This window comes from Cupriavidus sp. 96C5-1 (assembly GCF_057798855.1).
This window is the reverse complement of the sequence record NZ_JBYOJU010000075.1, coordinates 16605-29271: the sequence shown is the minus strand read 5'-3', so window position 1 is coordinate 29271 and position 12667 is coordinate 16605. Positions and strand designations below refer to the sequence as shown.

The window sequence follows — 12667 nt, the reverse complement described above, 5'->3', positions numbered from 1 at the left end:
CGGCAGGGCGCACTCACTTGAGGGTGCAAGTCCCTTACACACCCGGCAAGGGGAAGTGTTAGCCAGAGGCAAGGGTTCCCCGGGCGACTGGGGGTCTGAAGGAAGCCCGAGGCAAAGCGCTGGCCTGACGAACAGGAAGCGGATACGAGGCGCCGTATTGGGGTGAGGTAGCCGTAATTGCTGAAGCCCAATACTTGCACGGAACGATGCGGCGTAAATCCGACAGGCATAAGCATGAAGGTGAGTGCGTCATACCCGGGGAGATCTGCACCGCTGCCATGGTGCTACCGACGTCGAGAGGCGTCGGGATGGCGGTGCAGAAGTCAGCAGAGGCCATAGTAGGCGAGCGGTTGGCGCTGAAGGGCCGAACATGAACGAGCGCGATTAGGACGACAGACCTCGATGCTTACCGACGAAGCCCAAATGCACGAACGAGTGCAGCCCACAGCGGAGGACGGCAGGCGGAACCTGCCTGGGGCCGATGGGGGTGCGGAGGCTGGCACGGCGGCTGTCGGGCAAACGAAAGCGCGGGCGCCATCGCTGATGGAGGCGGTGGTCGAGAAGGGCAACATGTGGCTGGCGTACCGGAAGGTGGTCAGCAACGGCGGCGCGGCCGGGGTGGATGCCCTGGCGGTGACGGCGTTGCGCGACTGGCTGAAGGTGCACTGGCCGAGCGTCAAGGTGGCGCTGTTGACCGGCCAATACATCCCGCAGGCGGTGCGCGCGGTGGAGATCCCCAAGCCTGCGGGCGGGGTGAGGACACTGGGCATCCCGACGGTGGTGGACCGGCTGATCCAGCAGGCGCTGCTGCAAGTTCTCCAACCGATCTTTGAGCCGGGATTCTCCGAGTCGAGCTACGGCTTCAGGCCGGGGCGCAGCGCTCAGCAGGCGGTCTTGCAGGCACAGCGGTATGTGCGGGAAGGCCGGCGCTGGGTGGTGGACATCGACCTGGAGAAGTTCTTCGACCGGGTCAACCACGACATCCTGATGTCGCGGGTGGCGCGGCAAGTGAAGGAGGTCCGGGTGCTCAAGCTGATCCGGCGGTATCTGGAAGCGGGGCTGATGCGTGGTGGGATGGTCGAGGCAAGGAGGCAAGGCACGCCGCAAGGCGGGCCGCTGTCGCCGTTGCTGTCGAATATCCTGCTGACGGATTGGGACCGTGAGCTGGAGAAGCGGGGCCTCGCGTTCTGTCGTTACGCGGACGACTGCAATGTCTATGTGCGCAGCGAGACGGCAGGGCAGCAGTTGTTGGCCGGCATGACAGCATTCCTGGAGGAGCGGCTGAAGCTGCGGGTCAATGAGGGCAAGAGCGCGTGTGCACGACCTTGGGCGCGCAAGTTCCTGGGTTACAGCCTGACAGGGCAGCGTCAGCCGCGGCTTCGTATCGCGGCGGAAAGCCTAAGCAGGCTAACGGCCCGGGTACGGGAGTTGGTGCGTCCGGGGCGAGGGGGGAGCCTGGCCCATACGATTGCAGTGCTGAATCCGGTGCTGCGCGGGTGGATCGGGTACTTCCAATACACGGAAGCGAAAGGGGTGTTGGAGACGCTGGACGGGTGGGTGCGACGACGGCTGCGCTGCTTGCTATGGAGGCAGGCCAAGAGACGTGCTACCCGCACTGTGATGCTGCGTCGGCAGGGATTAACGAAGGATCGCGCGTGGCATTCGGCCCGCAATGGTCATGGGCCATGGTGGAATGCGGGGGCTAGTCATATGAACACCGCGTTCCATAAGCGCTACTTCGACGCCATGGGGCTGGTCTCGCTGCTTGATACCCAGCAGCGCCTGCAGTCTCGCTTGTGAACCGCCGTATGCGGAACCGCACGTACGGTGGTGTGAGAGGGCTGAGGGGGTGACCCCTCACCCTACTCGATTTGTGCGTTGTGCGTCGTGCCGGTGGCCGGGGCAAGTGCCTGGCGGGTGTCGCTTGTACCGCCAGCGATACCTGCTGCCATCCGCGCCGCGTTGAAAAGGCAGGCCCGCGATCCCCGTGCGCGGGTGGGGGTTGCCCCTGTGACCCTCGCGCGCGCAGGACCGTCCCCCGTTCGCAACAGTTGTTCCCCTGATTTCGCTACAAAGGGTTAAACCGTTTGCGCTCTGCGCCCAGCGTGAAATACTGTTTTCTATACGCTTCGAAACGCCTCGAAGACATAACGACATAACGAGTACTGCCATGTCAGAACACGCCCCCGAATTCGTCGAGTCCCTGCTTGCCGACTCGCCCGCTCCCGCCTCCCGTTCCCAGCGCTTCTGCGAACTCGCCGACACCGCCGGCAGCCGGGCCGAGCTGGAAGCGATCCGCCACAGCATCCACCAGCATCCCGAACTCGCCTTCGACGAAGTGCGTACCGCGGAGCTGGTCGCCACCCGGCTGGAAGGCTGGGGCTACCAGGTGACGCGCGGCGTCGGCGGTACCGGCGTGGTGGGCACGCTGCGCCAGGGCGATGGCCACCGCAGCATCGGCGTGCGCGCCGACATGGACGCGCTGCCCATTCACGAGCGCACCGGCCTGCCGTACGCCAGCATCCACGCCGGCAAGATGCACGCCTGCGGCCACGACGGCCACACCACGGTGCTGCTCGGCGCGGCGCGGCAACTGGCGCGCACGCGCAACTTCGATGGCACCGTTCACCTGATCTTCCAGCCTGCCGAGGAAATCGGCTCCGGCGGCGGCGCCGAACGCATGCTTGCCGATGGCCTGTTCGAGCGCTTCCCATGCGATGCGGTCTTCGGCCTGCACAACCACCCCGGGGTGGAGGCCGGCACCTTCATGTTCCGCGCCGGCCCCTTCATGGCGGCCTGCGACACGGTCGCCATCACCATCCGCGGCAAGGGCGGCCACGCCGCCCGGCCGCACCAGTCGATCGACCCGATCCTGGTCGCGGGCAGCCTGGTGATGGCGCTGCAGAGCATCGTGTCGCGCAATATCGACCCGAACGAAACCGCGGTGGTCACCATCGGCACGCTGCACGCGGGCCATGCGCCCAATGTGATCCCGGAAAGCGCGAAGCTGGAGCTGAGCGTGCGTTCCTTCAGTCCCGACGTGCGGCGCACGCTGGAGAACCGTATTCGCCGGCTGGTGGCTTCCCATGTCGAGGGCTATGGCGCGGCCGTGGAGATCGACTACATCCGCGGTTACCCGGTGCTGATCAATAGCGAGCGCGAGACCGAGTTCGCGCGCCAGGTGGCCGAAGAACTGGTGGGGCCCGACCGGGTCGTGGCGAATTTCCCGCTGATCGCGGGGAGCGAGGATTTTGCCTACTTCCTGCAGCAGCGGCCGGGGTGCTTCGTGCGGATGGGGAATGGGGCGGGGCAGCCGTTATTGCATAACCCCGGCTATGACTTCAACGATGAGAACCTGACGGTGGGGGCGGCTTATTGGGCCAGGTTGGTGGAGAGGTACCTGGAGGGGTGAGAACTGGGGCAGACACCGTCGTCATTGCAGATGGTCCTGGCGCATCGGGATCGGCAACGACGCCGCGGCGCTCGCTGGCGCACCAAGAACCTCACTTGAAAAACCCGCTGGGCGGTACCCCGAACTGCCGCCTGAACATGGTGGAAAACGCGCTGGGACTCTCATACCCGAGATCCAGCGCCACATCCACCACCTTGGCCCCGGCGGCCAGCCTTTCCAGCGCCGCCAGCAGCCTGGCCTGCTGCCGCCATTGCCCGAACGTCATCCCCGTCTCCCGCGCAAAGCGCCGCTGGATGGTCTTGGGATCGACCCCGAGCCGCTCGCCCCATTGAGCCAGCGTCAGCGCCGTATCCGGTGCGCCAACGATGGCCTCGCAGATCTGCCGCAGGCCGGCGTCGGCGGGCCGGGGCAGGTGCAGGGGCAGCGTCGGCACCAGCATCACCTCGTCCAGCAGCAGCCGCATCAGCCGCCCGTCGCGGGATTCGGCGCTGTAGGGGGTGGGAATGTCGATCGCGGCGAGGATGAGTTCGCGCAGCAGGGGCGTGATGCCCAGCACGGTGCAACGGGTCGGCAGGCTGGCGGCGGCGTCCGGGCGGATATAGGCGGTGCGCATGCGCACATGGCCGACCATGCGGATCCAGTGCACGGTACCGCCGGGCATCCACATGCCGCGCGTGGGCGGCACGATCCACTGGCCTTCGGCGGTGGCGACCACCATCACGCCATGCACGGCGTGCACCAGCTGCGCATTCGGGTGCTGGTGCGGCCTGGTGACATGGCCCGGCTGATAGTCGGCCGCCATGGCCGTGACGGGCATCGGGCTGCGGTCGTACTTGAGGTAGGCGGGCGATCCGGAGTAGGTGTCGGCCCGGCCGCCACCGGCGGCATCCGGTGGCGGCCGCGTGGCGCTGGCGCCTCGCGGTCGCGAGGGGGAGCCGGCGGCGGGATCTGCGATCGGTCCGGTGCCAGGGGGCCGGGCGGGACGGGGCATGTCCTTTTCTCCAGGGTTCTGGCCCTATTCTCGCAGGACAGGCGGGATCGCGCCATTTAGGATGGGCGCCAGCCTTCCCCCATGGTCTTTTGAGCCCCCGTTTCCATCATGAGCACCCGCATCGATACCGCGCCCGGCGGCGCCAACGCCTCGCCGCAGGGCCTGGCCCAGAGTCTCCACAGTACGCAGTCCGCCGAGCGGACCGGCTTTCGCGTGCTGGGGGCGATCAGCTTTTCGCATTTCCTCAACGACATGATCCAGTCGCTGATCCTGGCCATCTATCCGATGCTCAAGGGCGGCTTCAACCTGAGTTTCACCCAGATCGGCCTGCTCACGCTGACCTACCAGATCACCGCCTCGCTGCTGCAGCCGGTGGTAGGCCTGTACACCGACAAGCATCCCAAGCCGCAATCGCTGTCGATCGGCATGGGCTTTACGCTGTGCGGCCTGCTGCTGCTGTCGGTGGCGCCTACCTATGGCGTGCTGCTGGTGGCGGCCGCGCTGGTGGGCACCGGGTCGTCGATCTTCCATCCGGAGTCGTCGCGCGTGGCGCGCATGGCGTCGGGCGGCCAGCACGGGCTGGCGCAATCGATCTTCCAGGTCGGCGGCAACGCGGGCAGCGCCACCGGGCCGTTGCTGGCGGCGTGGATCGTGCACCAGCAGAGCAGCGTGGCGTGGTTCTCGCTGGCGGCCTTGCTGGCGATCGCCGTGCTGTGGCAGATCGGCGGCTGGTACGGCCGCGAGCTGACGCATACCACCCGCAAGCGCAAGGCCGCCACCACGCAGGCGCCGCTGCCGCGCCGGGTCGTGGTACGGGCCATGGTGGTGCTGATGGCGCTGGTGTTCTCCAAGTATTTCTACATGGCGAGCCTGAACACCTATTACACCTTCTACCTGATGGAGCGCTTTGGCCTGACCCGGCAAAGCGCGCAGATCTACCTGTTCGTGTTCCTGTTCGCGGTGGCTGCCGGCACCATCCTGGGCGGCCCCATCGGCGACCGCATCGGCCGCAAGCGCGTGATCTGGGCGTCGATCCTTGGCGTGGCGCCGTTCACGCTGATGCTGCCGCATGCCGACCTGTTCTGGACCGGCGTGCTGTCCTTCATCATCGGCTTCATCCTGGCTTCGGCCTTCTCGGCCATCCTGGTGTTCGCGCAGGAACTGATCCCGGGCAAGGTGGGCATGGTGTCCGGCCTGTTCTTTGGCTTTGCCTTCGGCATGGGCGGCATCGGCGCCGCGGTGCTGGGCAAGCTGGCCGATGCGCATGGCATCGAGTCGGTCTACCGCTTGTGCGCCTATCTGCCGCTGCTGGGGCTGCTCGCCGTCTTCCTGCCCGACCTTGGCGGGCGGAAGAAGCCAGCCTGACTGCATCGCCGGCGCGCGCGGCCTCGATCAGCGCGCTGAGCGCGAGAAACCTGGTTTCACGGTTGATCTCGGCGATGCTGGAAATCCTGGCGTCGGCGATAAAGCCGGCGTGGTGGGACGGCTCGACGATGCGGTCCGCGCTTGCCATACGGTATCTCCCATTCAGTTCAACTGACCCGGCAGGGGCTGGGCGTGTGCTGTGGGGCTGGCCGCACCATGTCTGTTGCTTCCCCGCTCCCGTGTGGAGACAGAGGCGAGAAACGTGCCAGCTTCGCACGGAGCCGCCTGGTGCAGCCCCGCGAAGCTGGCGCCGCCGCCGGCTTCAGCGGCCGGTCTTGTCCTGCGATACGTCCATGATCATGCGGGTGAGCAGGTACAGGCGCGGCGTGACCGAGTTGAGGTCGACGTACTCCGCATCGTTGGAATGCGCGCCAAAGCCGCGCAGGCCGAAGCGCTCGATCACCGGCGCCTTGGTGGCGGCCGCGGCAAAGGCCGCATCGGTGCCGCCGCCCTCGGCGGTGTCGTACACCGCCAGCTTCTCGCCGATCTCGGCATATACGCCTTGCGCGTGCGCGGCCAGCTTGCGCGCGGCCTCGGTGACTTCCAGCGGCGGCCGGCGGCGCTCGAATTTCACCTCCACCCTGGTGTCCGGAATCAGCTGCTTCTTCACGCGCTCCTGCAGGGTGCGCTCCAGGCCGTCGTAGTCGGCGGCGCGCAGCACCCGCACATCGGCCTGGGCCGTGGCGACGGCGGGAATCACATTGCGGTTGGTGCCGGCGGCGGAGATCGTCCAGTTCACCTTGAGGCCGGTGTCCGGGTTGGACAGGTCGCGCATCTGCAGGATCTGGTGCGAGAGTTCGTACAGCGCGTTGCGGCCCTGCTCGGGCGCGCCGCCGGCGTGCGAGGCCTTGCCGTGCACGGTCAGCGAGATCGCGCCGATGCCGCTGGTGGCGAGCGAGAGGCGGTCGCCGTTCACGCGGGTGGCCTCGCAGGAGAACACGGCATCCTGCTGGCTGCCCATCCTGGTCAGCATGGCGCGCGCGCCGGGCGAGCTGATTTCCTCGTCGCCGTTGATCAGCACGGTCAGGGTGCCGTAGTCCTTGAAGCCCATCTTCTGCAGGATGGCCACGGTATGCAGGATCACCGCCACGCCGTTCTTGTCGTCGGCGATGCCCAGGCCGTAGGCGCGCTCGCCGTCGACGCGGAAGGGCTGCTGGGCCAGCATGCCGCGCAGGTAGACCGTGTCCATATGGCCGATCAGCATGATGTTGCGCTTGCCCGTGCCCTTGAACTGCGCCATCACCATCTTGCCCACCTGTTTGGGCGTGTCCTCCATGCGGTAGATCCCGGTGGGCTCGATCAGCTGCGCGTCGCCGCCCAGCGCGGCCAGCCGGTCGCGGATCAGCGCGGCGATGCGGTCCAGGCCTTCGATGTCCTTGCTGCCCGACTCGATCGACACCAGGTCCTTGAGGGTGGCGATCAGCGCGGGCTTTTCCTGCTGGGAGAACTGGTAGGCGGGCTCCACCGGCGCGGCGTGCGCGGCGGCGGCGCAGAGCAGGGCGGCGACGGCGGCCGCGGACCTCAGGGAGCAAGGCAGGGAAAGCGCGCTGGTGCGCGGACGAAGGTTCAGATGCATGCGGGAGTCTCCGGAAAGGTCAGGGGGGGCAAACTGGGCAGGCGCCGTGCCGGTGCCCGCAGGCACGGCTGCGCCAGGACAAAAACGGGGAGCGAAAGGTGGCGGCGGCGGACGGCGCTCATGGAAGGCGGGCATGGAAGACGGGACAAGCAGCAGGGCTCGTGCCAGGTGTGGCGCCTGGGCTATCGCCTTGCCCGGCAGCTCCAGTCATCCTCATTGACCGAGCGGCTCGAAGCCCTGCAACCATCGCCGCAGCAGGCCGGCCAGCTGCTTGCGCTCGGCAGCCGACAGCCGCGCCAGCAGGCGGTGCTCGTTGGCCACATGCACCTCCAGCGCATGGTCGATGCGCGTGCGGCCGTCCTGCGTCAGTTCGATCAGCAGCCCGCGCCGGTCTTCCGGATTGGGGCAGCGGCGCACCAGCCCGGCGCGTTCGAGATGGTCGATGCGGTTGGTCATGGTGCCCGAGGTGATCATCAGCGAGTCGATCAGCGCGCCCGGCGACAGCGCATAAGGCGGCCCCGAGCGGCGCAGCGTGGCCAGCACATCGAATTCCCAGCTGTTCAGGCCGGTCGGCGCCAGCGCCGCTTCCACGGCGCGATCGGTATGGCGCGCCAGCCGCCAGACACGGCCGATGATGCCCATCGGCGCGGCATCCAGGTCCGGACGCTCGCGTGCCCACTGGGCGAGGATGCGATCGACGCGGTCGCCGTCGGCCCCTGTGGCCGGGGCCGGCTGGCCGGCTGGTGGCGGATCGCCGTCGCCGGCCGCAGGGGCGGGCGCTGTTGCGCCGTGCGCTTTGGGTTTGCCGCGGATGGCCATGGTGTGTGCTGCGCTTGATTCTGGATGGCAAGAATCTTGACATCAAGGCTTTCCCTTCGTAAAGTGGTTTTTATATCTTGATATCAAGATTCTTTTCATGAAGAAAACATAAGAGAGCATGAGAGAACATGAGAACCCATAAAGGCACGACGACATGAAGCCCGACGCCCACCCCGCAACGCCGGCATTGCCCATGCGTCCGTCGGCTCCGCCGGCCCGGCCATCCGCCCCGGCGCAGGCGCAGGTACGCACCGCGGACGTGCTGCTGACCGCTTCCGCCCCGCTGGTCTGGGGCAGTACCTACCTGATCACCAGTCAGTGGCTGCCGCCGGGCCAGCCGCTGCTGTCCGGCGTGATCCGCGCGCTGCCCGCCGGGCTGGCGATGCTGGCGTGGAGCCGGCAGTTGCCGCGCGGCGGCTGGTGGTGGAAGGCGGCGGTGCTGGGCGTGCTCAATATCGGCCTGTTCCAGGCCATGCTGTTCATTGCCGCCTATCGCCTGCCGGGCGGGGTGGCGGCTACGGTGGGCGCGATCCAGCCTTTGCTGGTGGTATTGCTGGCCTGGCTTCTGCTGGGCGCGCGGCCGCGCCTGGCGGCGTGGCTGGCCGGGATTGGCGGCATCGGTGGCGTGGCCCTGCTGGTGCTGGGGCCGGCCGCGCGCCTGGACGCCGTGGGCGTGGCCGCGGCCACGGCCGGGGCGGTGTCGATGGCGTTGGGTACGGTGCTGGCCAAGCGCTGGCGAGCGCCAGTCTCGCCACTGGTGCTGACCGCCTGGCAGCTCACCGCCGGCGCGTTGTTCCTGCTGCCCTTCGCGCTGGCCTTCGAAACCCTGCCCGCGCGCCTGACGCTGCCCAATCTGCTCGGCTACGCATGGCTGTGCGTGGCCGGCGCCGGCGTGAGCTATGCGTTCTGGTTTCGCGGCATCGGCCGCCTGCCGACCGCGGCGGTGTCCGCGCTCGGCCTGCTGAGCCCCGTCAGCGCCACCGTGCTGGGCTTCCTGGTACTCGGCCAGACCCTGAGCGCGGCGCAGACGGCAGGCGCGCTGCTGGTGCTGGCAAGCGTGTGGCTGGGCCAGCGAGCGCCAAGGGTGGTGGCGCCGGAAAATCCAGTGCCGGCGCACGGGCCGGTAGCGCCTGGCGCGGCGCTTGCGCCGTTGCCGCGGCAACAGGGGTGAACGATCTGCCGTTTTTGCGGCATCATGGCGGGCATGACGTCCGCCGTACCTCCCCCCGCCGCCACGCAGCCCGCTTGCGACCATTGCCTGGCGCTCGCGGCCGATTCCCGCCGGCGCGAGCCGCATGAGCGCCTGGCGCTCAAGCACACCGCGCCGCTGGTGAGCCAGAGCGCCGCCGGCGTGCCGTTCAGCATGCTCACCTTCACCTGCCGCGAGTGCGGCACCGTGTGGCGGCTCTACGACCGCGCCAACGAACTGTTCGTCTCGTGGGTGCCCGACCGCCCGTTGCCCAGGGGTGGCCGGCCACGCGGGGAGGCGCCTGCGATCGGATAAAATAGCCTTCGCATTCCGCATGCGGGCCTGCGCCGGGTCCCGGGCCGCCAAACGGCGCCGGCGCGGCCAGACCCGTCTCCAACCGTCGTCTCGCCGTTCCCCCGCCATGTCCGTTTCCCATCGAATTCCCTTGCTGGCCGTTGCCTCCGCGTTTGCCGCGGCGCTGGCGAGCCCGTTTGCCGCCGCCGCGGATGCCGCCGGCGCGTACCCCGCCCGCCCGATCCGCCTGATCGTGGCCTATCCCACCGGCGGCATCAGCGATACCGTGGCGCGCGCGCTCGGCGAGCGGCTGTCGGCCCAGATGGGCGCATCGGTGGTGGTGGAGAACAAGGCTGGCGCGGGCGGCAGCATCGGTATCGATGCCGTGGCCAAGGCCGCGCCGGACGGCTACACCCTGGGCTTTGCCTCGACCAGCCCGCTCACGCTCAACCCGCACGTCGGCCACGTCAACTACGATCCGCAGCGCGATATCGCGCCGGTGATGAGCGTGATGTACTCGCCGGTGCTGGTGATCGCGACCGCGAGCTTCGGCGGCAAGTCGTTCCAGGACCTGCTGGTCCAGGCCAAGGCCAGGCCGGGCACGGTGCGCTGGGCCACGTCGGGCCTGGGCACGGTCGGCCATGTCATGCTGGAGCAGATCCGCTCGAAGGCGAAGGCCGACCTGACGCTGGTTCCCTACAAGGGCGCCGGGCAGCAGATGAACGACGCCCTCGGCGGCCAGTTCGAGGTAATGAGCACCAATGCCAGCCCCATGCTGACCCAGCACATGCAGGCGGGCCGGCTGCGCCCGCTCGCGGTGGGCGCGCCCAGGCGCCTCGAGTCGCTGCCCAACGTGCCGACCGTTGCCGAACTGGGCTATCCCAAGGCCAACCTGACTTCCACCTTCGGCATCTTCGCGCCGGCCCGCACGCCGCCGGCCATCGTCGCCAGGCTCAATGCCGAACTGAACAAGGCCCTGCTGGAGCCCGAAGTGCGCGAGCGCCTGCTCAAGGGCGGCGAAGTCCCCACCGGCGGCACCGCCGCGCAGTTTGCCGCGGCCATCCGCACCGAGTACGACGACAACGCCCGCATCGTCAAGGAAGCCGGCATCAAGGCCGACTGAGCGACCGCTCCCGTTCCATTGCCGCCGGGATGGCCGCCGCTCAGGGCTGTCCGACCAGGTCCAGGCGGCAGCCGGTGGCGTACACCGCCGACAGGCGCACGCCATTGCGCGGCGCCAGCGCCAGCTTGGTGCGCACGCGCGAGAGATGGCTGTCCACGGTGCGCGAGTCCGGCGGCACCGCGCGCCGCCAGACATGTTCCACGATGGTCTGGCGCAGCAACAGCTGGCCGGCATGGCGGAACAGCAGGATCGCCAGCTCGAATTCCTTCGGCGCCAGCTTGACCTGGCGCTCGTTCACATAGGCGCGCCGCTCGGTAAGCGCAAAGCGGTAGGCGCCGAGCCTGAGGTCGCTGCAAGCCTTTTCCACCGGCGCTATGCGCCGCAGCAGCGCCTTGACCCGCGCGGCCAGCTCCGCGCGGCGCACGGGCGCGGTCACGAAGGCGTTCGCGCCAAGGGCAAAGCAACGTGCGATGTGATCGTCTTCGCCGTGCTGGCTGAGCAGCATCACCGGAAACTCGTCGCCGAGCGTGCGGCGTACCCACTGCAGGACGCCCCGCGCCGGAATGCCGGGAATCTCCCAGGTCATCAGCAGCAGATCGTAGGATTCATGGCGCAATGCCTGCATCAGGCTGCCGCCTTCACGGAAACGCACCGAGGGCAGGCCGCCGAGGCTGAGCGCCTGCTCCAGCACGAGGGCGCGGGCGGGATCGTCCTCCAATACTGCGATTCGCATGATGTCTCTCCTCGCGCGCGGAGATCTGCGCGCCGGTCTCGTGGTTTGGCCGCCGCGTGGCGCATGGCCGCGCATGGTGGCAGGCGGAGGGGGCGAAGCGAAGCATCGCGCGAAAACGCGAAAACGCGAAACGGATCGCGCCCACGGCAAGGCCGCTAACGCCCGGCAATGCGGGAGCCATCTTAGCGTCGCGGCGCGCGAGGCGGACGTGAAAAGGCCGTTGCCGCCACAGATTGAGAGAACTCTCACGCGAGACGGCTCTCTCGCGGTTTTTAATGGCGAGTCACCCCGCATCGTCGGGCCAGCCCCTGGCGCAAGCCGCGCCAATCACCGCGAGACCGGCAGGCGTCCAAGCCGTTCCGGCCAAATTGCATGGGAATGAAAATCGCATCTCTCGAGGACGAGCCTGCCGAGGCCGCCCTGATCCGCCAGATACTCAACGATGCCGGACACGCCTGCATGACCTTCGAGCGCAGCCGGCAGTTGCTGCTGCATCTGCGCGAGGATAGCTTCGACCTGTTGCTGCTCGACTGGCAGATGCCGGACCTCTCCGGCAGGGAGGTGCTGACCTGGGTGCGCGCCAACCTGGACCGGCGCGTGCCGGTGATGTTCCTGACCTGCCGCATGGCCGAGGAAGACATTGTCGACGGCCTCGCCGCCGGCGCCGATGACTACATGCTCAAGCCGGTCAGGCGCGGCGAGTTGCTGGCACGCACGCAATCGCTGCTGCGGCGCGCCTATCCGGACCCAGCCGGCGCTTGCGCGCATGTCACGCTGGCCGACTACGTGTTCGACTGCGCGGCGCGCACGGTGGCCCACCGCGCCCAGCCGCTCAGGCTGACCCCGAAGGAGTTCGACCTGGCCGTGCTGCTGTTCCGCAACGAGGGGCGCATCGTGTCGCGCGACCATATCGTCGCGGCGGTGTGGGGGCGCGAGATCTCGCCGCTGTCGCGTACCATCGATACCCATATGTCGCGCGTGCGCAGCAAGCTGGCCCTGCATCCCGGGCACGGCCTGCGGCTGCTGCCCGTGTACACGCACGGGTACCGGCTCGAACTCACGGACGGTGCGCGGTGAGGGCGTGGCTGTGCCGTGAAATCGCGCG

General features: G+C 68.2%; 11 protein-coding genes. 7 read left to right on the top strand and 4 right to left on the bottom strand.

What is annotated here, in order from left to right; all coding sequences use genetic code 11:
- Window positions 1-402 precede the first annotated feature (402 nt).
- Window positions 403-1800 (top strand): group II intron reverse transcriptase/maturase, encoded by a 1398-nt coding sequence (gene ltrA / locus AC3FOF_RS42590; protein ID WP_276268756.1) that lies wholly within the window; start codon window positions 403-405, stop codon window positions 1798-1800.
- Window positions 1801-2170: 370 nt separating this feature from the next.
- Window positions 2171-3412 carry a M20 aminoacylase family protein gene (locus tag AC3FOF_RS42585; protein WP_017228776.1) on the top strand — a complete coding sequence of 414 codons (1242 nt, stop codon included), beginning with the start codon at window positions 2171-2173 and terminating at the stop codon, window positions 3410-3412.
- A 91-nt stretch (window positions 3413-3503) separates the two neighbouring features.
- Here the strand turns inward: AC3FOF_RS42585 and AC3FOF_RS42580 are convergent, their stop codons facing one another.
- Entirely contained in the window at window positions 3504-4403 is a 900-nt protein-coding gene (locus tag AC3FOF_RS42580; protein WP_017228777.1) for a helix-turn-helix transcriptional regulator, read from the bottom strand.
- Between the two features lie 108 nt (window positions 4404-4511).
- Here AC3FOF_RS42580 and AC3FOF_RS42575 point away from each other — a divergent pair, with 108 nt between their 5' ends.
- Window positions 4512-5768 (top strand): MFS transporter, encoded by a 1257-nt coding sequence (locus AC3FOF_RS42575; RefSeq protein WP_488730098.1) that lies wholly within the window; start codon window positions 4512-4514, stop codon window positions 5766-5768.
- Window positions 5769-6090: 322 nt separating this feature from the next.
- On the opposite strand, the gene AC3FOF_RS42570 is transcribed toward AC3FOF_RS42575, so the two are convergent.
- Complete coding sequence (locus AC3FOF_RS42570) at window positions 6091-7404, bottom strand: M20/M25/M40 family metallo-hydrolase (protein ID WP_488730097.1); 1314 nt, start codon at window positions 7402-7404, stop codon at window positions 6091-6093.
- Between the two features lie 213 nt (window positions 7405-7617).
- Window positions 7618-8223 (bottom strand): MarR family winged helix-turn-helix transcriptional regulator, encoded by a 606-nt coding sequence (locus AC3FOF_RS42565; protein WP_276266338.1) that lies wholly within the window; start codon window positions 8221-8223, stop codon window positions 7618-7620.
- Window positions 8224-8416: 193 nt separating this feature from the next.
- Between AC3FOF_RS42565 and AC3FOF_RS42560 the strand changes: the two genes are divergently transcribed.
- From AC3FOF_RS42560 to AC3FOF_RS42550, 3 genes are all read left to right on the top strand, one after another.
- Window positions 8417-9394 (top strand): EamA family transporter, encoded by a 978-nt coding sequence (locus tag AC3FOF_RS42560; RefSeq protein ID WP_488730099.1) that lies wholly within the window; start codon window positions 8417-8419, stop codon window positions 9392-9394.
- A 24-nt stretch (window positions 9395-9418) separates the two neighbouring features.
- Window positions 9419-9727, top strand: coding sequence for a hypothetical protein (locus AC3FOF_RS42555; protein WP_276268500.1), 309 nt, complete (start codon window positions 9419-9421; stop codon window positions 9725-9727).
- A gap of 106 nt (window positions 9728-9833) precedes the next feature.
- Window positions 9834-10829 (top strand): Bug family tripartite tricarboxylate transporter substrate binding protein, encoded by a 996-nt coding sequence (locus tag AC3FOF_RS42550; protein WP_488730096.1) that lies wholly within the window; start codon window positions 9834-9836, stop codon window positions 10827-10829.
- A 40-nt stretch (window positions 10830-10869) separates the two neighbouring features.
- Here AC3FOF_RS42550 and AC3FOF_RS42545 read toward each other — a convergent pair whose 3' ends face one another.
- Window positions 10870-11562, bottom strand: a complete 693-nt coding sequence (locus AC3FOF_RS42545) for a response regulator transcription factor (protein WP_017224655.1) — start codon at window positions 11560-11562, stop codon at window positions 10870-10872.
- 378 nt (window positions 11563-11940) lie between these two features.
- Between AC3FOF_RS42545 and AC3FOF_RS42540 the strand changes: the two genes are divergently transcribed.
- Window positions 11941-12639 (top strand): response regulator transcription factor, encoded by a 699-nt coding sequence (locus AC3FOF_RS42540; protein ID WP_488730095.1) that lies wholly within the window; start codon window positions 11941-11943, stop codon window positions 12637-12639.
- The last annotated feature ends 28 nt before the right edge of the window (window positions 12640-12667 follow it).

Bases quoted from the DNA above. Each gene is read 5' to 3' on its own strand.
- ltrA (WP_276268756.1), top strand. From the start codon at position 403: ATGCTTACCGACGAAGCCCAAATGCACGAACGAGTGCAGCCCACAGCG.
- AC3FOF_RS42585 (WP_017228776.1), top strand. From the start codon at position 2,171: ATGTCAGAACACGCCCCCGAATTCGTCGAGTCCCTGCTTGCCGACTCG.
- AC3FOF_RS42580 (WP_017228777.1), bottom strand. From the start codon at position 4,403: ATGCCCCGTCCCGCCCGGCCCCCTGGCACCGGACCGATCGCAGATCCC.
- AC3FOF_RS42575 (WP_488730098.1), top strand. From the start codon at position 4,512: ATGAGCACCCGCATCGATACCGCGCCCGGCGGCGCCAACGCCTCGCCG.
- AC3FOF_RS42570 (WP_488730097.1), bottom strand. From the start codon at position 7,404: ATGCATCTGAACCTTCGTCCGCGCACCAGCGCGCTTTCCCTGCCTTGC.
- AC3FOF_RS42565 (WP_276266338.1), bottom strand. From the start codon at position 8,223: ATGGCCATCCGCGGCAAACCCAAAGCGCACGGCGCAACAGCGCCCGCC.
- AC3FOF_RS42560 (WP_488730099.1), top strand. From the start codon at position 8,417: ATGCGTCCGTCGGCTCCGCCGGCCCGGCCATCCGCCCCGGCGCAGGCG.
- AC3FOF_RS42555 (WP_276268500.1), top strand. From the start codon at position 9,419: ATGGCGGGCATGACGTCCGCCGTACCTCCCCCCGCCGCCACGCAGCCC.
- AC3FOF_RS42550 (WP_488730096.1), top strand. From the start codon at position 9,834: ATGTCCGTTTCCCATCGAATTCCCTTGCTGGCCGTTGCCTCCGCGTTT.
- AC3FOF_RS42545 (WP_017224655.1), bottom strand. From the start codon at position 11,562: ATGCGAATCGCAGTATTGGAGGACGATCCCGCCCGCGCCCTCGTGCTG.
- AC3FOF_RS42540 (WP_488730095.1), top strand. From the start codon at position 11,941: ATGAAAATCGCATCTCTCGAGGACGAGCCTGCCGAGGCCGCCCTGATC.